Raw genomic sequence first — 25570 nt, 5'->3', positions numbered from 1 at the left:
GCCGTTACCGGTTCACGGACCCCCAATATTTTCACTAGGAAAACTTATGACAACTCCAGATTTCAGGATTTACGGCTGTCCACGCGCTGACATGCAAGAAGTTGCTCCAGAACTCGCCGGTGTTTCACTATGCTTTCTGAGCGCCAAGGAGATGCGTGCCTTTGCCCGCTTTGTAATGAGTTGTGCGGATGAGGCTGAGAAGGATGGAAATTGGGACCATGGGCACTTTATTGGCAAAGATGAGCATGATCAAAATATAGTATTGGCTTTGCTTGACGAGCGTAACTATTAGGCGCGCGGCTTTGAGGCGGTTTCAAACCAAGCTGTTTGTGCGCTTCGGTCTCTCTCACATCAAATCTCCTTAACCCAGCATCCAGAATTCCTGATTTGACGCCTGCAACATAATCCCTGAGGGTTGCCGGACCTGTCAGGAGAGACGCCATGGACCGTTCCGCGCCGCTGTTTACCCCCGTTCTGATCGTGGGCTGCATCATCATCATGGTGAGCTTTGCAGTGCGTGCCTCCTTTGGTGTCTTTCAGATCCCGATTGCCGAGGAGTTCGGCTGGCTGCGTTCGGAATTCTCCTTGGCGATTGCCATCCAGAACCTGGCCTGGGGCATCGGGCAGCCGATATTCGGCGCCATTGCCGAGAAAATCGGCGACCGCAAGGCGATCATCATGGGGGCGATTGTCTATGCCGCCGGGCTGGTGCTGAGCGCCTGGTCGACGACGCCGTTTGAGATGCAGTCTTATGAATGGCTGGTGGGTTTTGGCATCGCGGGCACCGGTTTCGGAGTGGTGCTGGCGGTGGTTGGACGGGCGAGTTCCGACGAGAACCGGTCGATGTCGCTGGCGATTGTCACCGCGGCCGGCTCGGCCGGGCAGATCTTTGGGGCGCCAACGGCGGAATGGATGCTGGGCTTCCTGCCCTGGCAGACGATTTTCCTGGTCTTTGCCGGTGTGGTGCTGGCGCTGATAGCGCTGCTGCCGCTGATGCGGGCGCCTGAGGCCGCCAGCAAGGCGGAGCTGGAAGAGAGCATGGGCGCGATCCTGATGAAGGCGTTCAAGGACCCGTCTTACACGCTGATCTTCCTTGGCTTTTTCAGCTGCGGCTACCAGCTGGCCTTTGTCACCGCGCATTTCCCGGCTTTTGTCACCGAGATGTGCGGACCGATCCAGCCGGGCGGGGCGCTCTATTCCATGGGGATCACCTCGACTTCAGCCCTGGGGGCGGTGGCGATCTCGCTGATTGGCGCGGCCAATGTGGGCGGCACCTTGCTGGCCGGTTACCTGGGCAAGCGCTATTCCAAGAAATACCTGCTGGCACTGATCTATACCGGGCGGACGCTGGCGGCGGCGGCGTTTATCATGGTGCCGATCACGCCGCTGAGCGTCATCGTGTTCTCAATCGTGATGGGGTCGCTGTGGCTGGCGACAGTGCCGCTGACCTCGGGCCTGGTCGCGCATATCTATGGCTTGCGCTACATGGGCACGCTTTACGGCATCGTGTTCTTCAGCCACCAGCTGGGCAGCTTCCTGGGCGTCTGGCTGGGCGGGCGGATGTATGACACCTACGGCGATTACACCTTTGTCTGGTGGATCGGCGTGGCGGTCGGCGCGTTCAGCGCGATTGTGCATCTGCCGGTGAAGGAGCGGCCGCTGCGGGCGGCGGCGGCCTGAACCTGGCGGCAGGGATTGCGGCGGTCCGGGAAGCCGGGGCGCTGCCCCGGACCCCGAGGTATTTAGGACCAGAAAGAAGCAGAAGCTGTGCCTTGATCAGAGGCTCAGTTCAGGCCGCGGCGGTGGTTTCTGGAGATGATTTCCAGCACTTGGTCGGTGTGGGTATAGGGCAGGCCGTGGCCGGCGCCTGCGATTTCCTCCTGGCGGATGGAACGGCCGTGTTCGGCAACCCGGCCGGCCGTGTTCGGCGGGATCACCCTGTCCTCTTGGCCCCAGACCGCCAGCACCGGAACCCCTGCCTGGTGCAGGCGGCGGTGGTCGGCGGTGAAGTCCTCGTTCAGGATTCCGCGCAGGGAAGCAAGCACTGCAGGGATGAAGCCGCGGTAGCCCAGCTCACGCTGCTGCAGGTCGACGATGCCCGGTACCGAGCTGGGCAGCGCGCGCTCGGCATTTGTGCCGCGGATGTGCAGGGCAGGGTAGAGCGCCTGCATCAGCCAGTCGCCCACCGCCGGCAATTGCCGGACGGCCCAGGTCAGGCGGCCCGGGCTGCTGCCGAAACCCGCGGGCGCCAGCAGGATGATCTCGCGCACCCGGCCGGGATGGGCCGAGGCAAAGGCGGTGGCAATGGCGCCGCCCATGGAATAGCCGATCAGGGTGAAATCCTCGCCCACCTTCTGGTCCTCCAGCAGCTCCTCGAGCTGGGTGAGGAAAAAGGCCCGGTCCTGCAGGCCTTCGGGGCGGTCTGAGTAGCCGCGCCCGTAAAGGTCGTAGCTCAGCACCCGGTAGCCCATGGCGGCCAGGCCTTCGGCAACCCCGTCCCAGACGAAGGAAGGTGTCGTCAGCCCATGGATGCAGACCGCGACGGGGCCGCGCAGCGGGCCGCTCCAGCGGTAGTGGGTGAGGCCGCCGGAGAGCTGCGCGAAGCCTCCGGGCGCATCCTGCCTTGCGGCGGCGTTCATTGGCTTGCGCAGTTTCTCGCGCAGCAGCGGCAGGATGATCAGGATCAGGACAAGAGCACTTAGTACCAGCGGCCAGCTCATGCGTTTTCCTTCCACTTTTGCAGGACGTGATGGCTGGTCATCAGGTCGAGATGGGCGCCGCCGCCGTTTTTGAACAGGGTGATCTTGCCTGGATCATAGGCGGGGAAGTTTTCAAGCGCATAGAAATCGGCCAGCACGTCGCTGCGCTGGATGGTGCCATCGGCCAGCGGGATCTTGAACTCGCCGATATGGTCAAGCGTGGTGTCGAAGCTGTCGCAGAAGATCTGCGCGCGCCTCAGCGCTGCGTCGTCGGCTTCGCGCATGTCGGGGCGGTAGGCGCCGATCATGTTGAGGTGCTGGCCGGGGCGCAGCCAGTCCCCTTTGATCACGGGCTCAGAAGACATTGTGCAGGTGACGATGATATCTGCGGTGCGCACTGCGCTTTCCAGTTCCGGCGCGGCCTTGGTGCCGGGGTACTGGGCGCAGAGCTCTTCGGCCTTGGCACCGGTTCGGTTCCAGACCCGGATCTGCGCTTGCGGGAAGCCCGCAGAGAAAGCCTCGATCAGCGAGGCGCCGACAGTGCCTGCACCGACGATCAGGATCTCGCGGGCGTCCGGGCGGGCTAGCCGAAGTGCGCCGAGCAGGCTGTCGCCCGCAGTCTTCCACTTGGTCACCAGGTGGAAATCCACCAGCGCCTCGGGCGTGCCGTCCAAATCGGAGTAGAGGCAGACTGCACCGTTGATCATCGGCTTGCCGGTATCGGGGTTGCCAGGGAAAATGGTGGCCGACTTCACCGCAATTCCCATGCCGTCGATCCAGGCAGAGCGGCTGAGCAGGGTGTCGGGACCGCGATAGAGGAAGGTGTCGCCGATCTCTGCCTTGGGCAGATCATGGCCTTGGGCCAGGGCCCGCGTGAAGCTGATCCAGTCCAGAACGGCCTCGCCCGCGTCGAAACTGATGAAAGGAATACTCATGTCTTGCGCCTTTGCCTCCGCTACGGGCCGTTCAGGGCAGCCCTTGGTGCCGCTTCAGGCGGCCTCTTGTTCTGTTAGCAGCCCCTCCTGCACCAGCCGCGCAGCAAAGGCGGCGGGAGCGGTGAAAAGATGGGTCTGCCAGCCGCGTATCCGGGCGGCTTCGATGTTCTCCGGGCGGTCGTCGGTGAACAAAAGCCTGTCCGGCGCCGCTCCGGTTCCGCGTTCCAGAATGGCATAGATTTCCGGCTCTGGCTTGATGCATTTCAGATGCGCAGAGACGCATGTGTGGTCAAAGCCACGCAGGAAAGGATAGGCCGCGCAAGCGATCTCAAAAGTTTCGGCGCCGAAATTGCTGAGTGCGAAGACCGGCAGGCCCTTGGCCTGCAGTGCTTGCATCAGACGGAGAGAGTGCGGGATCTCCCGCTGCACCATCTGCAGCCAGCAGTCGTGCCACCAGCGGATTTCTTCGCTCCACTGCGGGTGCTGATCTGCCAAGGCATAGACAGAAGCCTGGAAGGGCGCGCCGCGGTCGATCTCCAGATTGACGGCGTGCAGGGGCACCTCCTCGAACAGCTGCCTGCGGCGGGTTTCTCCGATCCGGCTGTCATAGAAACGCTCGGGCTCCCATTCGATCAGCACGCGGCCAATGTCGAAAACGACAGCGTCGATAGGCATCGGATGGTTTCCTTCCTGTTTATCCAGCTGCCCGCGGCCGGGGGCGGGAGGGGGGATGCTTGCGGCGGGTTTCGCGCCACACCGAGACGAGGCCGGAGGCGATGATCAGGCTGCTGCCGGCCCAGACCGCGGGATCCGGCCATTCGTTGAAGATCAGAACGCCCCAGATCACCGACATCGGCATGGCGATGTATTCGAACGGCGCGGCAAGGGCGGCTTCATTCAGGCGGTAGGCCTGGCTGACCAGGTAGCCGCCGACGGAGCCCGCCAGGCCCACCCCGATCAGATAGGGCCAGTCCTGCGGCGCGGGCCAGATCCAGGCGCGCAGGATGAAATCAAGTGCGGCGCCGCTGCCTTCGTACCGCCCGTCGCCGAACATGAGGCCGGCCAGGGCGCTGACGATCAGAAAGCCCAGCATCGGATAGAACGCGAGGGTTGCGCCGCTTTCCGAACTGCCTGCGCGGCGGGTCAGCACATGCAGGGTGGCATAGCCGCAGGCGCCGAAAAAGGGCAGCAGCGCGGCGGCCTGGAAGGTGCCGGGGCCGGGGCGCATGATGATCAGAACGCCCAGGAAACCCGCGCAGACCGCACCCCAGCGCCAGGGGCCGGGGCGCTCGCCTAGGAACAGCGCCGACAGGGTGGTGACGATCAGCGGGGTGGCAAAGGCAATGGCGACGGCCTCAGCGAGGGGCAGGATGGCGAGGCCAGTGAAGAAACAGAGGTTAGCAAACAGAACCGCGCAGCAGCGCAGCAGGTGCAGTTTCGGCTGATGGGTGCGCAGGCGGCTGTAGCCGCCCTCGAGCGGAACAATCACGGCGAGCATGACAATCATCGCCACAACAGAGCGGAACAGCACGACTTCATACAGTGGGTAGTCGCCGGACAGGAACTTGAAAATCATGTCGATGACAGAGAAGGCCACGCCGGCTCCGGCCGCCGCCAGCAGCCCGAAGATATTGACCTGCGCCTGCGTGTTCATCAGAGGGTTCCGCCGGGATCAATCGTGGGGTGTATGGAGGATCAGTGGCGTAAATGACTGGGGCTGGCAATGGGGCGGGGGGCGGAAAATTGTGAATTTTCCGGGCAAAATTCTTAACAGGAATTCTTCAACGCTGAACTCTTAGACAGTGTTTCTGACTGTTGGCAGGCTTCCTTGCTTAGAACCGCTTCTGGGCAGGGTCCGCCCTGAACGCGCCAGTCCGAGGGCAAGATGCAGCGCGTCGGCAGGGCATCGGCTTTTGTGAATGGCGGATCACACAATCTCATTGGGAATTGCCAGGCGGTTTGCCTAGCCTTCCGGGGAAATCAGAAAGAAAGCCGTGCAATGATAACCTGCTACATCACCTATGAAATTGATCCGGACAAAGTAGATGCCTTCGAGATTTACGCCAAGGCCTGGATCCCGCTGGTGGAGCGCTTTGGCGGCACCCATCACGGCTATTTCCTGCCGCATGAAAGCGCCAATGACCTGGCGGTGGCGCTGTTTTCCTTCCCGTCGCTGGCCGCCTATGAGGACTACCGGGCCCGGAGTTTCGAGGATGCGGATTGTCTGGCTGCCTTTGAATTCGCCAGGCAGAACAGTATCGTCCGCCGCTATGACCGGACTTTCCTGCGGCCGGTGCTGGAAGGGGATCTGGCGCCGCTGAAGGCCGCTATGGGCTAGCGGCCTGCCTTGGCTGCCCTGAGCTCCCGCTCCAGCGCATCGAGAAACCGCGAACGGTCGGCCTTGGTGAAGCCCTTGCCGCCGCCCTGAACCCCCAAAGGGTTGGCGGCGCGCAGATCGGCCATCAGGTCGCGCATTGCCAGCTGCTGGCCGATGTTGGCCTCAGTGAAGCGCTCGCCGTTGTGGCGCAGCACCCGGGCACCGGCCTCGATGCATTTGGCGGCCAGCGGGATGTCGCCCGTCACCACCACATCGCCTGGCCCGCAGCGCTCTGCGATCCACATATCGGCCACATCGGCGCCCTCAGCCACGATCACGGTTTCCACCAGCGGGTTCTGCGAAGGCCGCAAGCCGCCGTTAGAGACCACAAACATGCGCAGCCCGTGGCGGGTGGCGACCCGCTCGGCCTCCTGCTTGACCGGGCAGGCGTCAGCGTCGATGTAGAGCGCGGTCACTCGGCCGCCTTCTGTTCTGCCTCAGCCGGTTTTTCCGCCTTGGGTGCAGGTTTGGCCTTGGCCTTGCGGGACGGTTTTTTCACCTTGAATTCTTCCGGGATCGGCATCCGGTTGAAGGCGTCCAGCCCGGCAACCTTATAGGCCTCTGCCAGAGTCGGGTAGTTGAAGGTGTTCTGCACGAAGTAGTCCACGGTTCCTTGCAGGTTCATCACCGCCTGGCCGATGTGGATCAGCTCGGTGGCGCCTTCGCCGACGATTTGCACGCCCAGCACCCGGCGGGTTTTCAAGGACAAGAGCATCTTCAGCATACCGTGCTCCAGCCCCATGATGTGGCCGCGCGAGGTCTCGCGGAAGCGTGCTTCGCCGACTTCGTAGGGGATGCCGCGCTCTTTCAGCTCCTCCTCGGACATGCCGCAGGTGGACATTTCCGGCACCGAATAGATGCCGTAAGGATACCAGGGGCTTTCCGGCATGGTGGGGGTGTCAAGCGCGTGGCAGGCAGCAACCCGGCCCTGCTGCAGCGAGGTGGAGGCCAGCGACGGGTGGCCGATCACATCGCCGGTGGCATAGATATGCGGCACTTCGGTCTGGTAGGTCTTTCGATCCACGCTGAGGCGGCCGCGGTGGTCGGTCTTCAGCCCGGTAGCCTCGAGGTTCAAGGCGCCGGTGGCGCCCATGCGGCCGGCCGCAAACAGCAGCATTTCGGCGCGCACATGGCGGCCGTTGGCCAGGGTGACCTCGACATGTTCGCCCGCGTCTTCGATGTTTTCCACTGCCGAGCCCAGCCGCAGGTCGACACCGTTTTCGCGGATCTGATGGGTGAATTCCTGGATCAGGGTCTTGTCGATGAAGTCGAGGAAGGTCTCGCGCGGCTCGATCAGGGTGACGCGCACATCGAGGGCGGAGAACATGGTGGCATATTCCACCCCGATGACGCCGGCGCCGATGACCACCAGCGAACGCGGGATTTCCGCCATCTCGAGGAACTCGTCGCCGTCAACGATGGTGGAGCCGTTGAAGGGCACGTAGTCCGGCCGGTAGGTCTTGGTGCCGGTGGAAATCAGGAATTTCTCCGCCGTCAGCCGGGTGGTTTCGCCGGCCTCAGTCGCGACCTCTACCTCGTTCGGGCCAACGAATTTGGCCAGGCCCAGCAGGGTGTCCACGTGGTTGCGGTTGAACTGATGCTCCAGCACATCGACCTCGTGGTCCAGGGTCTTGTGCAGGCGCGCCTTCAGGTCCTCGGCAAGGATGTCATCCTTGACCCGGTAGGAGCGGCCGTAGAAGGAGCGCTCGCGCCAGCCCGACAGGTTCAGCACGGTCTCGCGCAGGGTTTTCGACGGGATGGTGCCGGTGTGCACCGACACGCCCCCGAGCCGGTCCTTGCGGTCGATCACCAGCACCCGGCGGTGCAGTTTGCCCGCCTGGATGGCGGCGGCGCGGCCCGAGGGGCCGGAACCGATGATGATCAGGTCATAATCAAATTCGTCACTCATGGCCGCGTCCTTTGTCTCTTAGCTCTGGTACAGTGCGTCGGCGTGGAAGGAGACGTGCTCCTCCATGAAGGTCGACACGAAGAAATAGCTGTGGTCGTAGCCCGGCTGCATCCGCAGGACGGCCTGCTGGCGGCGCTCGGCCGCGGCGTGGGCCAGCGCTTCGGGCTTCAGCAGGTCGATGAACTGGTCCGAGGTGCCGGTGTCGATCAGGATCGGGCCGTCAAAGCCTTTCTCGCGCATCAAGAGGGTGGCGTCATGCTTGGCCCAGGCCGCTTCATCGTCGCCCAGATAGGCGCTCAGCTGCTTGCGGCCCCAGTCCGATGCGGTCGGGTTGGAGATCGGCGCAAAGGCAGAAACCGACTTGTAACGGCCCGGCAGGTTCATCGCCAAGGTCAGTGCGCCATGGCCGCCCATCGAGTGGCCGGTGATTGCCTGACGGTCCAGGTCGATGGCGAATTTTTCACCCAGCAGTGCGGGCAGCTCCTCGGCCACGTAGTCCCACATGCGGAAATGCGGCGCCCAAGGTTCCTGGGTGGCGTTTACATAGAAGCCCGCGCCCTGGCCCAGGTCGTAGGCGTCATCGTTAGCGACGCCTTCGCCGCGGGGGCTGGTGTCGGGGAAAACAATGGCGATGCCCTGCTCGGCGCACCAGGCCTGGGCGCCTGCCTTGGTCATGGCGTTTTCATGGGTGCAGGTGAGGCCCGAGAGGTACCACAGCACCGGCACCGGGCCGTCCTGGGCCTCTTCCGGCAGGAACAGGCCAAAGGTCATGTCGCAGCCGGTGGCGCTGCTGGCGTGCTTGTAGACGCCCTGGGTGCCGCCAAAGGCGCGGTTCTCGGAAACGGTTTCCATGCGTGAGGCTCCTTGAATCTGTTAGCCCTATCGCTAACGGCTGATCGCGGCAGCGTCCAGCGGGCGGGCGGCGGCAATGCCTGTTTTTGCGGCAGAAGGCTTGCGAAATCGCAAACATCCGCGGCCCAGGCAAGGAATGGCTCCCGCCTGTGGCCGGAGCATGGGGCATGCTCCGCTCCCCTTGGGCCCGGCCCGGCGCACAGCGCCGGGCCGGGCCCAAGGCCGCCAAGGACGCGCTGACGCCAGTCAGGGCGTCCTGCGGGCGCGGGAGCCTTCCCGGGTTGTGCAGGCCTCAGTCAGGAAACCCAGGCGATGACGGCAGGAACGGTGGCGATCGACAGTAATGTGGAAATCAGGATGGCGGCCGAGACCCGCTGCGGCGCGACGCCGTAATGCTGCGCCAGCATGTAGACATTGCCTGCGACCGGCAGTGCGGCTGCTGCAATTGCGATGGCTGCGGAATACGGCGCCACCGGCATCAGCCACAGCACGCCGAGGGCGACGCAGGCCGGGTGCAGCACCAGCTTGGCAAAGCTGAGCCAGCCTGCGACCTGCAGCCGCTCGGCGGATTTCGAGGCGAGCGAGGCACCGATGGCAAACAGCGCGCCGGGCGTGGCGGCTGCACCGAGCAGGGTGAGGAAGTCATTCACCGGCACCGGAAGCCGGAGCTCTGACGCCGACCAGGCGAGGCCTGCGCAAATTGCCAGTATCATCGGGTTCTTGAGCAGGCCCAGCCCGACCAGTTTCAGCGTCCCCAGCCCGGGGCCTTGACCGCGGCCTGCATTGATCAGGATGACGATCAGTGAGGAGAACACCACCAGGTCCACGCTCAGCACCAGCATCATCGGCGCCACTGACGCGGGCCCGAACAGGGTTGCCATCATCGGCAGGCCGAGGAAACCGACGTTGCCGATCGCCGCGCATTGCGCCTCGACTGCTGCGGTCTGCATGTCCAGCCTGCGGATCATGGCGACGGCGGATACCAGCAGGTAGACCGCCAGCGTGCCGGCCAGATAGCCGAGGATCAGCGCCGGGTCGAAGACTTCGGCAAAGGAGAGGTTTGCGGCAAAGCGGAAGATCATTGCCGAGAGCGGAAAGTAGAAGACGAATTTGGTGAGATAGGCGGTGGCCTCTTCGGTAAAGAACCGGCTGCGCCCGGCGCCGTAGCCGAGGGCGATGATTGCAAAGAAGGGCAGGGTGCGGAAGAAAATCTCGGCCATTGGCGGATTGGTAACCTGAATTGACCAATTGGCAAAGGCTGATTTCAAGGCGAGGGGGTACTCCCGCCTGTTCATGGGCATTCTGGAGAATGCCCCTCACAGTTGGGCGTGGCGCCGCGCTGCGCACGGCGCGGCCCTGCCGGCGGAGTGCCTTTGCGGGAGGCAGGAAATACGGGCTTTTCGGGCGGGTGGCGGTTTAAATGCCGGCCATGCTAGATACCGTCTTTCAGCACCGCCGCAAGGGCCGCAACACCGGTGATCTGTACTGCTCGCCAGGTCTCTATTTCCAGTTTGGTGAAACCGCTTTTCTGGACTTCAGCGAGACCCCGCCGCCCAGCCGGCTGGCTGTGCTCGGGGGCGGGCAGGTTTTCGGGGACTGCGTGAATTCGGTGATCTACGGCACGCCGGAGGCGAAGCACCGGGTGATCCGGGGCGTCGGTATCGGCCGCACCGCGGCTGCCAGCATCGAATTTGATATCCTGCAGGGAATTTGCGCCTTGATGTCCTCCCGGAACTGGGATGTTCCGGGGTGTGAGTTTGTGCCCTGCCCCAGCGCCATGTCGCCGCTGTTCGAGGTCCAGGCGGAACCGGAGCATGAAGTTGTGCTGTTCAGCCACACGCAGAAGCCGGACGGCTTGGCGCGGGTGGCGGGGATCCCGGAACTGACCAATGGGCAGGCGGATATGGAGGAGGCGCTTGCCTTTCTCGCCAGCGGCGAGATCGTGGTGGCCAATTCCTACCACGGCACCTTTTGGGCGATGTGCCTGGGGCACCGGGTGCTGTCGGTGCCCTTTAGCGACAAATTCCGCCAGTTCCGGGAGAATCCGGTGTTTGCCGGTCCGCAGGACTGGCCGGACAAACTCGCTGCGGCGGAAACGCGGGAAGGGGTGCTGGAAGATGCGCGGGCCCGCAACCGGGCGTTTTACGAAAAGGTGCGCAACCTGGGTTAACTGATGCCCCATGCATAATGCCGGCTTGGGCCAGGGGCGCCGTGCAGTGCACGGCGCAGGGAGGCTGCCGGGAAGCGCTTTATGAGCAAATATGTTCTGAGACCGCCTGACTGGTTGCGGCCGCTGCCGGAGTTCCGCCCGCTGGAAAACAGACTGCCCACCCGGAGGGTTTCCGGGAAGCATGCTCATCCCTGACCCGGTGCTGTCCGCAGGCGCCATCTGCAGCGCGCCAGCGCTGCCGGGCCCAACCGGGAAGGGCAGCCTTGGGCTGCTCCGGAGCGGGCGGGAGTGCCACCGGCGCGGTGACTAGCCGCTGCCGATGAGCGCGCCGGCGCCCAGCACCAGGGCGCCGCCCAGCACCACTTGCATCGTGGCGCGCCAGAACGGTGTTTGCATAAAGCGGTTCTGGATCCAGGCAATCGCCCAAAGCTCAACAAAGACAATCAGCAGGGCGAGCGTGGTGGCGGTCCAGAACTCGGGGATCAGGTACGGCAGGGCGTGGCCGAGACCGCCCACGGTGGTCATCACGCCGGAGGCCAGGCCGCGCTTGACCGGCGAGCCGCGTCCAGAAAGTTCACCATCGTCCGAGGCGGCTTCGGTGAAGCCCATCGAGATGCCGGCCCCGACCGAGGCTGCCACCCCGACCAGAAACGTGGTCCAGGTGTCCTGGGTGGCAAATGCGGTGGCAAAGATCGGTGCCAGGGTGGAGACCGAGCCGTCCATCAGTCCCGCCAGGCCGGGCTGCACCCAGGTCAGCACAAACTGGCGGTGGGCGGCCCTGTCCTCGTCGGCACGGGTACCGTCGTCCAGATGCGCCTCCTCAAGTTCTCCGGCCCGGGCCTGGTGGCCCGCTTCCGCCGCGGCCAGATCGCCCAGCAGCCTGCGTGTGGCGGCATCCTGTGTGCGGGCAGCGGCGGCGGTGTAGAAACGCTCGGCGTCACGCTCCATCGCGCGGGCCTCGTCGCGGATGCGGTCCAGGCTCAGGTTCTCCGTCAGCCAAACAGGGCGGCGGGCGTAAAACCCCGCCACATGCTCGCGCCGGATCAGCGGTATCGCCGGGCCGAAACGCGCCTCATGCAGGGCAATCAGCTGGGCGCGGTGCGCGTCCTCTTCTGCTGCCATGCCGTCGAACAGCGCCGCGCTGGCGGGGTAGTCCGCCCGCAGCCGTGCGGCAAAGCCGCGGTAGATGCGCGCATCATCCTCTTCCGAGGAGATCGCCAGGGCCAGAACCTGCTGCCCGGTCAGCTCTGCAAAGTGTTTGCGCTGGGTGAAAAAACGCATGGGATGCCCTCAAATTAGAATGATTCTAAACATAACGGTTCCTTGAGCAGCTGCAAGACGGCACAGCAACCCTGTTGCAAAGCGGCGTCCCGGATTACATTAGGGGCAGATCCTGCTGCCCCTAGCCCGTATCCTGAGGAGACCTCATGAACCAGCAAGCCAGCGTTCTGCGCACCGGCCGGAAATTCGACCAGGTCCTGGAGGGCGCACGCGAGGTGTTCCTGGCGGACGGATTCGAGGGCGCCAGCGTCGACAAGATTGCCAAGGCGGCCGGCGTGTCCAAGGCGACGCTGTACAGTTATTTCCCCGACAAGCGGGTGCTGTTCATGGAGGTGGTGCGCTCGGTCTGCGTGCAGCAGGCGGACAGCTCGCTGGATCTGGCGGAGGGCTGCTGCGGCCCGCGCGATGTGCTGCGGCTGGCAGCAGAGCGGGTGCACGGAGTGCTGCTGAACGGTTTCAGCCTGCAGCTGTTCCGGATTTTCGTGGCCGAGGCCGACCGGTTTCCGGAACTGGGGCCGATGTTCTATGAAAGCGGCCCGATGGTGCTGCACGGGCAGATCCGCGATTACCTGGCGGTGGCGGCTGAGCGCGGCGAGCTGGCAATTGCGGACGTCGATCTGGCAGCGGCGCAATTCATCGAGCTGTGCAAGGCGGATGTGTTCCTGCGTTTCCTGTTCAAGATTGACGAGAGCTTTTCCGAAGCCGAGCTGGAACGGGTGATCAGCGGCGCGATCGACACTTTCCTGGCCCGTTACGGCGCCTGAAGCCGGGGAGGCGGGACAGGGGACTGTCCCGCACGGCTGCTTAGTGGTTCGAACGGTTCAATGAGTGATGAATGTATTCGGCGTGTTGCGGAAGGTCTCGTGGCAGCTGATGCAGCTTTGCATCAGGCTGGGCAGAGTCCGGCGCAGCCCGGGCAGGGTGCGCGCATTGAGTGATTTGGCGGCAGTCTGGGCCAAGTCCGCGCGGGCCTCGAAATCCTTCCAGGCGTGCCAGATCAGAGGCCGGGCATTTGAGCGCGGATCCAGCCGCGGTTTCTTGAAATGCTTGCGGATCGACCCGGTGGATTTGACCAGCAGCCGCCGGGCCGCCTTGGCTTTGGCAGGATCGAAATAGCTGCGCCCGGCCATCATGCTGGTGAGTTCATCCATGGCGGCCTTCTGCGAGGTCATCAGAGCAATCCGGCGCGTCACGTGCTTGTTCAAGCCATTGCCGGCGGTGCTGGGAGCGGAACTGCCGATGGCCAGGGCGGCAATGACTGCCAGAAAGGCAGCGGCTTTGGCGAGGCGGAGCTTCATCGCGGCATCCCCCGGCAGCTTGATCGAATCAAATGACAAGAACAAAATAAGAACATATAGTGTGACACTCCCATAATCTGGCCTGCTTGCGGCTTGCGCTGCCGCATGCTTTGCCCCCGTTGCCGACCCGTTGCCCATGCTTCACCGCCGCATCCTCTCGCTTTGGTTTCCGCGTCTTGGGGCGGAGCGTGCCATGCGGGCTGAGCGCGGCGGCATCACCGGGCCGCTGGCCGTTGCCTGCGAAGTGTCCAACACGCAGGTTATTTCTGCGTTAAACGCAGCTGCTTTGGCAGAGGGCTTGCAGGCGGGCCAGCCGTTGCGCGATGCCCATGCGATGTGCGCTGCGCTGGTGGTGCGGCCGCGCAACCGCGCTGCCGAGGCTGCGTTTCTGGCCGCGCTCAGGCGCTGGGCGGGCAAGTTCAGCCCCTGGGTGGCCGAGGCAGAGGAGGACGGGCTGGTGCTGGACATCAGCGGCTGCGCCCATCTGTTCGGCGGCGAGGCGGCGCTGATGGAGGCGGCGGGGACGGACTGCGCAGAAATGGGCCTCAGCGTGCAGATGGGGCTGGCCGACACCCTCGGCGCCGCCTGGGCGCTGGCGCGCTACGCCGGGCAGGAAGCGGCGCCGGACCGCTCCGGCGATGCCATCGACCAGGAGGCGCCCGCGACCCGCGCCCGGGCGCAGAAGCGCACACCGCGGCAAAGCGCCAAGCGCCGCCACTGGACCCGCGGCGGTGCCGCGCCGCAGGTCCAGGCGGTGCCGCCGCAGACGGGGCGGATTGCCGAACCGGGGCAGGCCTATGCCGCGCTTGGGCCCTTGCCGGTGGCGGCGCTGCGGCTGGACGGCGCCACCGTGGCGCAGCTGAACCGGCTGGGATTGCGGCGGATCGGCGATCTGCTGGGACAGCCGCGCGCTGGGCTGGCGCGCCGTTTCGGCCGTGGGCTGGTCCTGCGGCTGGACCAGGCGATGGGCAGCGCGCCCGAGCCGGTCTCGCCTGCGCGCAGCCCGGACCATTTTGCGGTGCGGCTGACCCTGCCGGATCCGATCGGGCTGATGGAGGATCTCCTGGCCGGAATCGACCGGATGCTGCCGCGGCTCTGCGCCCGGCTGGAGGCGCGCGGCCGGGGCCTGCGCAGCCTGCGGCTGGAGGCGCACCGCTGTGATCAGGCGATGGAGGCGGTGGCGGTCGGCCTGGCGCGGGCGACCCGCGATCCGGCCCGCATCCGGCCGTTGCTTGAGATGAAGCTGGAGCAGATCGACGCGGGCTATGGCATCGACATGCTGCGGCTGGAGGCGTTGCAGACCGAAGCCATCCATGACCGCACCCCCGCGGGCCATGCCGAGGCAGGCGCCGCGGCGCGGGCGCGGCAGGAGGGGCGGCAGGAGAATGCGGCGGCGCTGGAGGATCTGATCGGCCGCCTTGGCGCCCGGCTGGGGCTGGAGGCGATTACCCGCTATCACCCCGCCGAAAGCCATATTCCGGAGAAGACTTTCACCGTGCAGGCCGCAGCCTGGTCCGAGCCTGCGTCAGGGGAGTGGCCGCGGTCCCCGCGGCCGCGGCCGCTGCTGCTGTGGCGGCCCGAGCTGGTCCATGCGCCGGATGTGCCGCAGCTGCCGGGGCGTTTCCGCTGGCGGGGCCAGGACTGGGAGCTGGCGCATGCCGAGGGCCCCGAGCGGATCGCGCCCGAATGGTGGCTGGAGGACCCCGAGTGGCGCAGCGGGGTGCGCGACTACTGGGTGGTGGCGACCGCCTGCGGTACCCGGCTGTGGCTGTTTTTTGCCCATGGCGGCGCGCTGTCCAGGGGCTGGTTCTGCCATGGCTCCTTTGCCTGAACGGCGCGGACAGTTCGGCGGGGGACGAAGGGTTTTTCTTGGGCCTCAGGGCCGTAAGGGCGTAGGATAAAGCTATGACCACACCGCGTTTCGATATCCTGGGCCAGGCCATCAGCGACGCTAGCCGCACCCAGATGCTGTGCGAGCTGATGGAAGGCCGCGCCTATACCAATAAGGAGCTGGCAGCGGCGGCCGGGGTGACGCCGCAGACCGCTTCGGCACATCTGCGGATGCTGCAGGACGCGGGACTTGTGCTGGCTGAAAAGCGCGGCCGCTGCGTCTATCACCGGCTGGCCAGCGCCGAGGTGGCCCATGCGCTGGAGCAGCTGGCGGCAATTGCGCCCGCCGACAGCCTGCATCGGGCCCAGCAGCGCAAGGCGGGCGGCCTGGCGCAGCTGCGCAGCTGCTATGACCACTTGGCGGGGCCATTGGCGGTGGCGATGACCCGGGCGTTTCTGGACCGCGGTATGCTGGCCGAGGAGCACGGGGCCTTTCGTGCGGAACCGGCCGGGGAATGGCTGAAGATGGGGGTTGTGCTGCCGGAGAAACCCGCGCGCCAGCCCTTTGCCAGGCCCTGCCTCGACTGGACCGAGCGCAAGCTGCATGTGGCCGGCCCGATGGGCCGGCAGATCCTGGATCACGCCTTGGACAGCGGCTGGGTCAAGCGGCACCGGCACAAGCGCGGCCTGATGCTGACGGCGCCGGGGCGGGTGGCCTTAGAGCAGATCCTGGGCGTGCAGTGCGGGGAGCTGGCGGCGGCCTGAACCCCTTCAAAACCCGGTGAAACCGCAGTGCAAAGCCTGTGCGCCGGGTGCATCACAGGAAAATTCGAACGTCATAAACCTTGATTTGCCGGGCAAATGAGGCAAGCTTTATCTTATGAGCTTTGATCAGGTGCAGCCTTTTCCCGGATCTCCCATTCCTCAGCAAGTCGCATTTGACCGGCGGGAACTGTCGGTCATTCTTTCGCTTTACGGGCGGATGGTGGCGGCGGGCGAATGGCGTGACTACGGGATTTCTTCCTTGCGTGATCTGGCAGTGTTCTCGGTCTTCCGGCGCACGGCAGAGCATCCGCTCTACCGTATCGAAAAGCGCCCCAAGCTGCGGCAGCGGCAGGGGCAGTATTCGGTAGTCGGTATGGACGGTCACATCCTCAAGCGCGGCGCGGATCTGAAGACCGTGCTGCGGGTGCTGGAGCGCAAGCTGATCCGCTCCGTGGAGTAGCCGCAGGGATCGCGGCGGAGCGGGGACCGGAAAATTCGAATTTTCCGGCCAACACTCTTTGTAGGATTTTTGCCGCCTGAGGTGGCGAATGCGCGTTAGGCCAGCCGTTTGTGCGCGGTGACCGGGCCGTCGCCCTGCGTCTGAATCCGTTCGATGGCGGCATCTATGGGTTCAAGTGCCACCGCCATGTCATGAGCATTGGCATGGATCAGCGTTTGCGCGTCCCGCACCATTGCCACATGGCCTTTCCAGAACAAGAGGTCGCCGCGCTGGTAATCTCCGGACGGGGCCGGTGCCCCCAGTTCTGCCTCCTGCATGTCGCTGTCGCCGGGGCAGGGGATACCGCAGGCCAGCAAGGCCGCCTGCACCAGGCCGGAGCAGTCGATGCCAAAACGGCTGTTGCCGCCCCAGAGATACGGCGTGCCGAGGAACAGTTCGGCCACTGCCACGGTGTCATCCGCATGGGCGCCCAAAGGCGACAGGTGGCGGGCGGGGATGAAGCCGAGGTTGGTTTCCAGGAACCGCCCAGGTAACTGCCCGGCGCCGCCCAGCACCTGCACCCGGCTGCCATGGCTGAGGGCGCGGGTCTCGGGCGATTTGAAATCATCCGCGGTATAGGCGTGGGTGGCGGGGGCGCTGACCCAATGGGTGGCCTCGAAAACCGGGATCAGGGCGGTGCCAGGCACATAGCCGACATAGCCGACATAGCCGTCCTTGGCCGCCTGCAGAAAGGCCCAGCCCTCGTGCTCTTCGTAGACGGTGACCGGCTCGCCATAAACAAGCTGGCGGTCGCGTGCGCCATTGGGCGCGCGCAGCAGGTCGGCAACCGGCACTCCGATGCGGGCGGCGGTGCCGTCTACCCGCTCAACTCCTTCCGGCAGATCCTCAAGATAAGCGGCAGCGACGCGGCTGTTTGCCGGGGTCAGGCGGCGGTCGGCCATCGGTTCAGAGCTCCAGCATGCCGGGCAGCGCCGCAAACAGCGCGCGGGCGCCTTGCAGGGCGCCGCCCTTGGGGCGGCCGGGCGCCGCGGCCGGGGTCCAGCCGTAGATATCGAAATGCATGTAGCGGGCCTCGCCGGCAAAGCGGCGCAGAAACAGCGCCGCGGTGATGGAACCTGCAAAACCGCCCGAAGGCGCATTGTCCAAGTCAGCGATGCCGGGTTCGATCATCTTTTCATACGGCGCGTGGAAGGGCATCCGCCAGACGGGGTCGGCATTGGCAGCGGCGCTTACGGACAGAGCGGCAGCATCGGCGTCATGATCGGTGTAGAAGGGCGAGAGGTCCGGCCCCACTGCCACACGCGCAGCGCCGGTGAGGGTCGCCATCGAGACCAGCAGATCGGGTTCGTCCTCGGCAGCCAGCGCCAGGGCGTCGGCCAGCACCAGGCGGCCTTCGGCGTCGGTGTTGTTGACCTCGACCGTCAGGCCTTTGCGCGAGGTGAGCACATCGCCGGGCCGGAAGGCGGGGCCTGAGACGGCGTTTTCCACTGCGGGGATCAGCACCCGCAGCTGCACGGGCAGGCCTGCGGCCATGATCATCCGGGCCAGCCCCAGGACATTGGCGGCACCGCCCATATCCTTTTTCATCAGCGCCATGCTGTTGCCGGGCTTGAGGTTCAGCCCGCCGGTGTCAAAGCACACGCCTTTGCCGACCAGGGTCAGCTTGGGGCCGGCATCGCCCCAGCGCAGGTCGATCAGCCGCGGACTGCGGTCCGAGGCGCGGCCAACAGTGTGAATCAGCGGGAAGTTCTGCGTCAGCAGATCGTTGCCCAGAACCGCAGAGGCTGTGGCGCCAAACTCCCCGGCCAGCGCAAAGGCTGCTGCTTGCAGTTCGTCCGGCCCCATGTCCGAGGCGGGCGTGTTGATCAGATCACGGGTCAGGCATTCGGCGGCGGCCAGCGATTCGACTGCGCCTGCATCAAGGCCGTCCGGCGCGACCAGCGCAGCGGCTTCGCCCTTGCCGTCTTTGTACCGGTCGAAGCGGTATTGAGACAGCAGCCAGCCCAGCGTCTCAGTGCTTGCTGCGGCGGCTGGAAGCCCGGAGGCGATCCGGTAAGTCCCGGCAGGCAGTTTTTGCGCGGCTTCCGCCAGCACAAAGCGGCGGCGTGCCCGTTGCGCAGGGCTGCCGTATCCGGCCAGCGCCATGCTGATGGATCCGTCTTCCGCAGGCACCGCCAGGGCTTGGCCGCAGGCGCCGGTGAATCCCTGCGCTTTTGCCCAGGCCTGAACGCGCTGCGGCTGGCCTGAAAGCCAGCTGTCGGAAGAATCGCTATCGATGACATGCACCGGACAGGCGTCCGGGCTGGGAACGGCAAAGACGGGCGGCATGAGGATACTCCGGGTTCGGATCAGTCTTGATGCGCCAGAGTAGCTGCCGCAGCGCGGCCTGCAAGCCCCGCAGAGCCTGGAAGAATCAGATCGTCATGTCCTGCTCGTCCCAGACTGCGGTGAGAGAGCGTTCTCCAACCCGCATCAGCCGGAACAGAATGGCGGCAACCGCCGGCCCGTCGTCGGCATCAATGGCCTGGGTCACGTCACCCGCAATCGATGCCAGCGCCGTCATGCCGATCTGATCGGCAATTGCGATCAGCGAGCGGGCGCTCTTGCGCAGGTTCATCATGTCATTCTGACGCCACAGGCGCTCGCAATGCGTCAGGCGGACTGCCATTTCCTCAACGGCCCGGCAGACCACGTCCTCGGCACCGGTTTCACCGAGCTGTTCATACAGCGCGGTAAGTTTGTCAGGATCAAGGCGCACTGTCTCCGAGTGCATCACTGTTAGTATATTGGCCACCACATTCACCCAAATTCATCATGCCCCCACGGCACGTCTGCCAATTTGCGCCGCACAGGTTGTCAAAAGGTTTCCGGGCGAGGGGGCAAATCCTTCGAATTTAGGGACAATGCGGCGCAACGGACCCGGCAGCGCCAGCGAATAGGGGATTCGGCAAGGGATTCTGCCAAACCCTCTTTGGGCTGCCGGGACTGGGCTAATGAGCCTCGGTTTCGGCCCGGGCGGCGGTCACGATGGCACCTCGGCGGCGCTGGACCGGGCATCGCCCGTGCGTCAGCTCCTGGACCTGGCGGAGAGAGGAATGATGCCGGCGAAAGCAGGCTGGAAGGATATGGCAGCAGGACCGGCATTTAAGCCAGGTCATGACGTCAGCGCTCTTGCTTCCTGCTGCCGAACGCCGCCGCCAGATTGGCCGCTGCTTGCGTATAGCCACCAGCCGCGCCGTCAACAAAGTGGATGTGATCGTCCTCCAAGGGCGATGGCACGATGCAGGTGACCATAGCTGCGTTCTGTTCATGGAGGCCGAAGTGCACCAGGCCCCCGGCTGCCGCCTGTTCCAGATGCTGCCGGATCCGGTCGCGGATCCCGGGAGTGCAATCCAGCGTCATTTTCAGCCCGTCGTCGAATTTGCGGAAGTCGGAGTTGGCCTTGAGCACGGACAGGTAATGTACCGGGTCAAAGCTGCCGGCCCGGCGTTTGGTGGCAAAGATCAGCCCGGCAAAGGCGCTGTGGAAGAATAGGTAAAGCTTCCTTAAAAAAAGCGGGGTTTTGCCGCGGGAGGACTGTGCCTCGAGGTGGAGCCCGGCGGGCGGAAACTGCAGTTTCGGGCCGGTTTTCGGAACTGGATGGCCGCCGCCCTCCAACTGGCCGGCCAGTTCCAGCACTTCGGCGGAAAGCCTGGCAAAATCCTGCGGTTTCGTATCAGGCGCGGGCAAGGCGACCACCGACAGGATGATTCCATTGCGTGCGGGCGTGTTGCTCCAGCGGCAGGAGAGGCCGGCCAGATCGGGCGGCTCGGCCAGCAGCGCGGGCGGCACTTCAAAGGCGCCGGCTTTCATCTGCGCTTCGGCCCAGGCCAGGCCGCCGCCACTGAACATGGCAAAATCCGCATAGTCTGACACTGCATACCGGGCAACTTGCACATCAAGCCCCTCGGCCCGGATCCAGGCCAGCGGCAGCATCGCTGCCCGCAGGCCGATGCCGTATTCCGCCTCGGTCCAGGCGCGCAGCCCTGCCAGCACCTGCTCTGCGGTATCGCGGTGCCGGGGCGGCACTGCAAAGGAGGCGCCGTCGCCGCCGAAGATAAAGGGGAAGGCCTCGCCCTGCAGCGCGTTGCGCATGGCGGCAATCACCGCGGCGCCGATCATGTTCACGGTCTTGTAGCGGCCCGCCGCCACCAGGCCGGTGGAATTCACGATGTCGGTGCAGCAGAGGTGCCAGTCCGGCGGCAGCGGTGCAAAACCTTCAGGGCCTGAAAGGCTGGCGAAGGCGCGGATCTTGGGCAGGCTGGCGTAGAAAGTGTCGGTTGTCATGTCGTTCCGCCCCGCTGCCTGTTTCCGCGGCCTGCTCCCGGTGACCCGCCGTTCCTGCCTAAACGAATTGTGCCGCGGGGCCAAACATGCAAGCTGTGCGGCAGAAGAAAAGATCACGGGGGGCGGGAAATGCAGGCGGGATTGATATTGTTATGCCTGGCCTATGTGCTGAGCCAGTTTTTCCGCGCCTTCCTGGCGGTGCTGTCGGGCGTGCTGGGGCAGGACATCGGCGCGGCGCCGGATGATCTCGCCTTTGCCTCGGGCATGTGGTTCCTGTCCTTTGCGGCGATGCAGCTGCCGGTGGGCTGGGCACTGGACCATGTGGGGCCGCGGCGGACTGCGGCCTTGCTGCTTCTGCTGGGCGGCGGCGGCGGTGCGGCGCTGTTTGCCGCTGCCACGGCGCCTTTGCATGTGAGCGTCGCGATGTTCCTGATCGGCATTGGCTGCTCGCCGGTGCTGATGGCTTCCTACTACATTTTTGCGCGGCAGTACCCGCCCGCCCGCTTTGCCACTTTGGCGGCTGTGATGCTGGGCGTGGGGTCGGCCGGCAATCTGGTGGCCTCTTACCCGACGGCGCTGGCGGTGGACCTGTTCGGCTGGCGCGGGACGCTGGCGGGTCTGGCTGTGATCTCGGCTGTCGTGGCCGCGGGGATTTTCGTGACCGTCTCGGACCCGGACAAGCCGGAGGGCGAGCACAAAGGATCGGTCTTTGATTTGCTGAAAATGCCGGTGATGTGGGCGATCTTTCCGCTGATGCTGGTGGCCTATGCGCCCTCGGGCGCGCTCAGGGGGCTGTGGATCGGGCCCTACCTGAACGATGTCTATGGCCTCAGCACCCAAGCCGTGGGGCTGGCGACGCTGGTGATGGGGGCGGCGATGATTGCCGGGACCTTTGCCTATGGGCCGCTGGACCGGGTGCTGGGCACCCGCAAATGGCTGATCCTGGGCGGCAACGTGCTGGGCTGTGCGAGCTTAGGCGGGCTGATCCTGGCCGGCGGAGCACCCGTCTGGATGCCGGTGGTGATGATGGCTGCTGTCGGCTTTTTCGGCGCCTCTTTCCCGGTGATCATGGCGCATGGCCGCGCCTTTGTGCCGCCGCATCTGGCCGGGCGGGGTGTCACGCTCTTGAACCTGTTTGGCATCGGCGGCGTGGGAATCATGCAGTTTGCCACCGGGCGCATTCACGCAGAAATGACCGGTGCGGACCTAACTTTGCCCTATACAGGGATTTTCACGTTCTTTTTGGTGTGTCTGGGCGCGGGATGCGCAATTTATCTGCTCAGCCGGGACAGCATGGACTGAGAGGGGACTTTAAACTTGTCTCCGATGGCAGTAATACTCCGCCGCCGGCCATGAGGCCGGGTGATACTGGAGAAACAGACAAATGGGTTACCGCATCGTCGTCGTTGGCGCCACTGGCAACGTGGGCCGCGAAATGCTGAACATCCTGGCCGAGCGCCAGTTCCCTGTGGATGAGATCGCTGCGCTGGCAAGCCGCCGTTCTCTCGGCACTGAAGTCAGCTTTGGCGATAAGACACTCACTACCCAGGATCTGGACACCTTTGATTTTGCGGGCTGGGACATGGCGCTGTTTGCCGTGGGTTCTGCCGCGACCAAGGATTACGCGCCCAAGGCGGCTGCGGCGGGCTGCGTGGTGATCGATAACTCCTCGCTCTACCGCTACGACCCGGACATTCCGCTGATTGTGCCGGAGTGCAACCCGGAAGCGATCCACGACTACAAGAACAAAAACATCATCGCCAACCCCAACTGCTCGACCGCGCAGATGGTGGTGGCGCTGAAGCCGCTGCACGACCGCGCCAAGATCAAGCGCGTTGTGGTTTCGACTTACCAGTCGGTGTCGGGCGCCGGCAAAGACGGCATGGACGAGCTGTGGGATCAGACCAAGGCGATCTACAACCCGACCACCGAGGTTGAGCCGAAGAAATTCCAGAAGCAGATCGCCTTCAACGTCATTCCGCAGATCGACGTCTTCATGGAAGACGGCTCGACCAAGGAAGAGTGGAAGATGGTTGTGGAAACCAAAAAGATCGTCGACCCGTCGATCAAGGTCACCGCAACCTGCGTCCGCGTGCCGGTGTTTGTCGGCCACTCCGAAGCCGTGAACATCGAGTTCGAAGAGTTCCTGGACGAGGACGAAGCACGCGACATCCTGCGCGAGGCGCCGGGTATCATGGTGATCGACAAGCGCGAAGCCGGCGGCTACGTCTCGCCGATCGAATGCGCGGGCGATTTTGCCACTTTCATCAGCCGCATCCGCCAGGACTCGACCATCGAGAACGGCATCAACCTGTGGTGTGTCAGCGACAACCTGCGCAAGGGCGCGGCGCTGAACGCGGTGCAGATTGCCGAGCTGCTGGGCCGTGAGGTTCTGAAGAAAGGCTAAAATTTTATCCTTTGGGATAGGGGGCTGCTTCGGAAGAGGCGGCCCCTTTTCTTTTGCACGGCTGCCTTGTGTGCGGCTGTCCGGCTAATTTGAGGAGGACAGCAGACAAAGAGGAACACAGCCATGATCGCACTGCAGGATTTCAGCAACGCCGCTCCCGTCGTCCCCGCCGCCGCGGCTGAGCCGAAAGGCGCGCTGGCGCAGATCCTGTCGCAGCCGAAGCTGAATTGCGTGTCGGCAGCTGAGCTTCGGCAGCATCTGGAAGCGGAGATTGCGGCGGCCGGCGACTGGTTCACCCTGTGCCGCGGCCTGCGCCGCAAGGGGATTTGCCTGAAGCGGCGCGAAGGCGATCTGTGGGTCCATGATGCGCAGAACCAGGCGGCAATATCCTCCTGCGACGGCCTGGGCATTGATGCCGATGAACTGGAACTGCGTTTCGGGCCTTCGCAGCCCTGAACCCCGGCCTGCTGGCCAGGCGGGCAGGCGGCCGTTAGGATTGGCATCGGGCAGGCGGTTTCAGCCTGCTGCGATTTTTTCGAGAGATGCCATGCGAATTTCCTTGAAGCCTGTTCTTCCATACCTCTTTGCTTTCGCCGCGGTTCCAGCCGCGGCAGAAACCATTCCTGTGACCAGCAGGGTCGCGGAAGTGACCCTTTACCCGGGCCTCGCCGAAGTGACCCGCAGGGCGGCGGTGCCGCTGCCGCCAGGACGGCACAGGCTGATCCTGCAGAACGTGCCGCGCACGGCGGAACTGGACACCTTGCAAGTCGAGGTGGCGGGCGCCCGCCGCATCGCAACTTTGATGCGGGAGGATTTCGTGCCGCCGCGCCAGGCTGGCGATCCGGAGGCCGCGGCGGCCGAAGCGCGGGTGCGCGAGGCGGAAGCCAGCATTGCCGCAGTCCGTGACGAGGCCGGCCAGGCCCGGGCCGAGGCGCGGGCAGCGGAGGCTTCGATCGGCTTTTTGCAGCAGCTGGGGGCCAATGAAGGCCTGGCGCAGGCAGATGCGGTCGCGCTGGGCGCAGTTGCCCGGATGATTGCGCGCGAAGCGGGCAAGGCTGGTCAGGCAGCCGTGAGCGCAGAGAGCAACGCCCGCCGGATTGAGCTGCAGCTGGAGGCTCTGGAGGATGAGCTGGACGCAGCCCGTGCGGCTTTGGCGGCAATCCAGCTGGAGGATGAAGACCGGCTGTTCATTGCCGTGGATGTGGCGGTCGAACAGGAGGTCGAAGGGATGGTGGCCGTCCGCTATTTGACGGAGGGCAGGGGCAGCACCGGCTGGTCGCCCTCCTATGAGCTGCACCTTGACACGGGAGATGAGACAACAGTCACCCTGAAACGGGCCGTTGTGCTGCAGCAGAGCACCGGCGAGACCTGGGAGGATGTTGCGCTGACGCTGTCCACGGCAAAGCCCTCCGGCCAGGGCGGCCCGTCGGTGCTGCGGCCCTGGCTGCGCAGGATCACCGAGCCGGAACCGCCGCGCACGCAGAAACGGCTGCTGTCGGACGGAGCTGAAATGAGCGCCCTGGCCGAACCGGTGATAGAACCGGCTGCCATCTATGAAGAGGCCGCGCCTTGGAGCGCGGATGCGGGCGGTGCGGCTGTAGTATACAGTTTCGGTGAGCCGGTCACGGTGGCGCCTGGCGCGGACCTGCTGCGGTTGGAGATGGACAGCCTGACGGTTGCAGCGGAACTGACAGCGGTGGCGGTTCCTGCCCAGGATGAAACGGCCTACCGGGTTGCAGCTTTCACCAACAGTTTCGGCGAGCCGTTGCTGGCCTCGGAATACGTGCAGCGGTTTGCCGATGGAAAGCTGGTGGCGGTCGAGTATTTTGAAGGCCTCGCGCCAGGGGCAGAGGCAAAGGCTGGTTTCGGTCCGATTGAAGGCCTGCAGGTGCGCCGCGATGTGCTGGACCAGAGCGAAGGCGGCCAGGGGCTGATCTCGCGCAGCAATGAGCAGGTGCAGAACGTGGAGCTTGAGGTGGAAAATCTGACCGGGCAGGCTTGGCCGCTGCGGGTTCTGGACCGGGTGCCCTATTCGCAGCAGGAGGATCTGGGGATTGCCTGGAGCGCCAAGCCGCGGCCCTCGGAGGAAAACGTGGAAAAACAGCGCGGGATCCTGGCCTGGGACATGGAGTTGGCTGCGGGCGAAAGCCGTGCCATCCGCTTGGACACCACGCTTAGATGGCCGGAAGGCATGGTGCTGCGCTGATCCGGCGGCGGGCCCGGACCTGCCATTGTGGCTCTCCCGCCCGTCGTCAGGCATT

26 protein-coding genes are annotated in these 25570 nt (G+C 64.8%); 12 read left to right on the top strand and 14 right to left on the bottom strand.

Annotation, left to right across the window (positions count from 1 at the left end; all coding sequences use genetic code 11):
- Positions 1-46: 46 nt before the first annotated feature.
- On the top strand, positions 47-292 hold the full coding sequence (locus tag RA19_RS10780; RefSeq protein ID WP_039162355.1) for a hypothetical protein: 246 nt from the start codon (positions 47-49) through the stop codon (positions 290-292).
- Positions 293-441: 149 nt separating this feature from the next.
- Complete coding sequence (locus RA19_RS10775) at positions 442-1680, top strand: MFS transporter (protein ID WP_039162353.1); 1239 nt, start codon at positions 442-444, stop codon at positions 1678-1680.
- Positions 1681-1784: 104 nt separating this feature from the next.
- Here the strand turns inward: RA19_RS10775 and RA19_RS10770 are convergent, their stop codons facing one another.
- From RA19_RS10770 to RA19_RS10755, 4 genes are read right to left on the bottom strand one after another with little or no spacing between them, the layout of a single operon-like run.
- On the bottom strand, positions 1785-2720 hold the full coding sequence (locus RA19_RS10770) for an alpha/beta fold hydrolase (protein ID WP_039162350.1): 936 nt from the start codon (positions 2718-2720) through the stop codon (positions 1785-1787).
- Entirely contained in the window at positions 2717-3634 is a 918-nt protein-coding gene (locus RA19_RS10765; protein WP_039162347.1) for an ornithine cyclodeaminase family protein, read from the bottom strand. The genes RA19_RS10770 and RA19_RS10765 overlap by 4 nt, the downstream gene beginning before the upstream one ends.
- A gap of 54 nt (positions 3635-3688) precedes the next feature.
- Entirely contained in the window at positions 3689-4309 is a 621-nt protein-coding gene (locus RA19_RS10760) for an HAD family hydrolase (RefSeq protein ID WP_039162345.1), read from the bottom strand.
- Between the two features lie 19 nt (positions 4310-4328).
- Positions 4329-5288, bottom strand: a complete 960-nt coding sequence (locus tag RA19_RS10755) for a DMT family transporter (RefSeq protein WP_039162343.1) — start codon at positions 5286-5288, stop codon at positions 4329-4331.
- Positions 5289-5633: 345 nt separating this feature from the next.
- Here RA19_RS10755 and RA19_RS10750 point away from each other — a divergent pair, with 345 nt between their 5' ends.
- Positions 5634-5972: an NIPSNAP family protein gene (locus RA19_RS10750; RefSeq protein WP_039162341.1), complete on the top strand. Its 339-nt coding sequence runs from the start codon at positions 5634-5636 to the stop codon at positions 5970-5972.
- On the opposite strand, the gene RA19_RS10745 is transcribed toward RA19_RS10750, so the two are convergent.
- The 4 genes from RA19_RS10745 to RA19_RS10730 form a co-directional block, all read right to left on the bottom strand.
- Positions 5969-6427 carry a YaiI/YqxD family protein gene (locus RA19_RS10745; RefSeq protein ID WP_039162339.1) on the bottom strand — a complete coding sequence of 153 codons (459 nt, stop codon included), beginning with the start codon at positions 6425-6427 and terminating at the stop codon, positions 5969-5971. The genes RA19_RS10750 and RA19_RS10745 overlap by 4 nt on opposite strands.
- Positions 6424-7920 carry a Si-specific NAD(P)(+) transhydrogenase gene (gene sthA / locus RA19_RS10740; RefSeq protein WP_039162337.1) on the bottom strand — a complete coding sequence of 499 codons (1497 nt, stop codon included), beginning with the start codon at positions 7918-7920 and terminating at the stop codon, positions 6424-6426. Before sthA ends, RA19_RS10745 begins: the two co-directional genes overlap by 4 nt.
- A gap of 18 nt (positions 7921-7938) precedes the next feature.
- Positions 7939-8772 carry an S-formylglutathione hydrolase gene (gene fghA, locus RA19_RS10735; protein WP_039162336.1) on the bottom strand — a complete coding sequence of 278 codons (834 nt, stop codon included), beginning with the start codon at positions 8770-8772 and terminating at the stop codon, positions 7939-7941.
- Positions 8773-9068: 296 nt separating this feature from the next.
- Entirely contained in the window at positions 9069-9992 is a 924-nt protein-coding gene (locus RA19_RS10730) for an AEC family transporter (RefSeq protein WP_039162334.1), read from the bottom strand.
- Positions 9993-10201: 209 nt separating this feature from the next.
- Here RA19_RS10730 and RA19_RS25770 point away from each other — a divergent pair, with 209 nt between their 5' ends.
- Entirely contained in the window at positions 10202-10942 is a 741-nt protein-coding gene (locus RA19_RS25770) for a hypothetical protein (protein WP_152615738.1), read from the top strand.
- 306 nt (positions 10943-11248) lie between these two features.
- Here the strand turns inward: RA19_RS25770 and mbfA are convergent, their stop codons facing one another.
- Positions 11249-12223 (bottom strand): iron exporter MbfA, encoded by a 975-nt coding sequence (gene mbfA / locus RA19_RS10720; protein WP_039162332.1) that lies wholly within the window; start codon positions 12221-12223, stop codon positions 11249-11251.
- Positions 12224-12369: 146 nt separating this feature from the next.
- On the opposite strand from mbfA, the gene RA19_RS10715 reads away from it, so the two are divergent.
- Positions 12370-12987 (top strand): TetR/AcrR family transcriptional regulator, encoded by a 618-nt coding sequence (locus tag RA19_RS10715; RefSeq protein ID WP_039162330.1) that lies wholly within the window; start codon positions 12370-12372, stop codon positions 12985-12987.
- A 57-nt stretch (positions 12988-13044) separates the two neighbouring features.
- Here RA19_RS10715 and RA19_RS10710 read toward each other — a convergent pair whose 3' ends face one another.
- Positions 13045-13521 carry a c-type cytochrome gene (locus RA19_RS10710; RefSeq protein WP_039162388.1) on the bottom strand — a complete coding sequence of 159 codons (477 nt, stop codon included), beginning with the start codon at positions 13519-13521 and terminating at the stop codon, positions 13045-13047.
- Positions 13522-13657: 136 nt separating this feature from the next.
- Between RA19_RS10710 and RA19_RS10705 the strand changes: the two genes are divergently transcribed.
- The 3 genes from RA19_RS10705 to RA19_RS10695 all read left to right on the top strand — a co-directional run bounded on the left by RA19_RS10705 (position 13658) and on the right by RA19_RS10695 (position 16576).
- Positions 13658-15352 carry a Y-family DNA polymerase gene (locus RA19_RS10705; RefSeq protein WP_039162328.1) on the top strand — a complete coding sequence of 565 codons (1695 nt, stop codon included), beginning with the start codon at positions 13658-13660 and terminating at the stop codon, positions 15350-15352.
- Between the two features lie 74 nt (positions 15353-15426).
- Positions 15427-16116 carry an ArsR/SmtB family transcription factor gene (locus RA19_RS10700; RefSeq protein ID WP_039162325.1) on the top strand — a complete coding sequence of 230 codons (690 nt, stop codon included), beginning with the start codon at positions 15427-15429 and terminating at the stop codon, positions 16114-16116.
- Positions 16117-16231: 115 nt separating this feature from the next.
- Positions 16232-16576, top strand: a complete 345-nt coding sequence (locus tag RA19_RS10695) for a DUF2794 domain-containing protein (protein WP_039162322.1) — start codon at positions 16232-16234, stop codon at positions 16574-16576.
- A gap of 95 nt (positions 16577-16671) precedes the next feature.
- On the opposite strand, the gene RA19_RS10690 is transcribed toward RA19_RS10695, so the two are convergent.
- The 4 genes from RA19_RS10690 to RA19_RS10675 all read right to left on the bottom strand — a co-directional run bounded on the left by RA19_RS10690 (position 16672) and on the right by RA19_RS10675 (position 20902).
- Positions 16672-17517, bottom strand: a complete 846-nt coding sequence (locus RA19_RS10690; protein WP_039162320.1) for a C40 family peptidase — start codon at positions 17515-17517, stop codon at positions 16672-16674.
- Between the two features lie 4 nt (positions 17518-17521).
- Entirely contained in the window at positions 17522-18904 is a 1383-nt protein-coding gene (locus tag RA19_RS10685) for a leucyl aminopeptidase family protein (RefSeq protein ID WP_039162317.1), read from the bottom strand.
- An 85-nt stretch (positions 18905-18989) separates the two neighbouring features.
- Positions 18990-19349, bottom strand: a complete 360-nt coding sequence (locus RA19_RS10680) for a hypothetical protein (RefSeq protein WP_052261751.1) — start codon at positions 19347-19349, stop codon at positions 18990-18992.
- Positions 19350-19738: 389 nt separating this feature from the next.
- A complete protein-coding gene (locus tag RA19_RS10675; RefSeq protein ID WP_039162312.1) occupies positions 19739-20902 on the bottom strand; it encodes a DUF3095 domain-containing protein in 1164 nt (387 codons plus the stop codon).
- Between the two features lie 129 nt (positions 20903-21031).
- Here RA19_RS10675 and RA19_RS10670 point away from each other — a divergent pair, with 129 nt between their 5' ends.
- The 4 genes from RA19_RS10670 (at position 21032) to RA19_RS10655 (ending at position 25515) form a co-directional block, all read left to right on the top strand.
- Positions 21032-22204 carry an MFS transporter gene (locus RA19_RS10670; protein ID WP_039162309.1) on the top strand — a complete coding sequence of 391 codons (1173 nt, stop codon included), beginning with the start codon at positions 21032-21034 and terminating at the stop codon, positions 22202-22204.
- A gap of 82 nt (positions 22205-22286) precedes the next feature.
- A complete protein-coding gene (locus tag RA19_RS10665; protein ID WP_039162306.1) occupies positions 22287-23309 on the top strand; it encodes an aspartate-semialdehyde dehydrogenase in 1023 nt (340 codons plus the stop codon).
- Positions 23310-23432: 123 nt separating this feature from the next.
- Positions 23433-23765, top strand: a complete 333-nt coding sequence (locus RA19_RS10660; RefSeq protein ID WP_039162304.1) for a hypothetical protein — start codon at positions 23433-23435, stop codon at positions 23763-23765.
- Positions 23766-23934: 169 nt separating this feature from the next.
- Positions 23935-25515 carry a DUF4139 domain-containing protein gene (locus RA19_RS10655; protein ID WP_241479054.1) on the top strand — a complete coding sequence of 527 codons (1581 nt, stop codon included), beginning with the start codon at positions 23935-23937 and terminating at the stop codon, positions 25513-25515.
- The last annotated feature ends 55 nt before the right edge of the window (positions 25516-25570 follow it).

Source organism: Leisingera sp. ANG-M1 (genome assembly GCF_000813745.1).
In the GTDB taxonomy this organism is placed as follows: Bacteria; Pseudomonadota; Alphaproteobacteria; order Rhodobacterales; family Rhodobacteraceae; genus Leisingera.
This window is presented reverse-complemented; position numbering and strand designations above follow the sequence as displayed.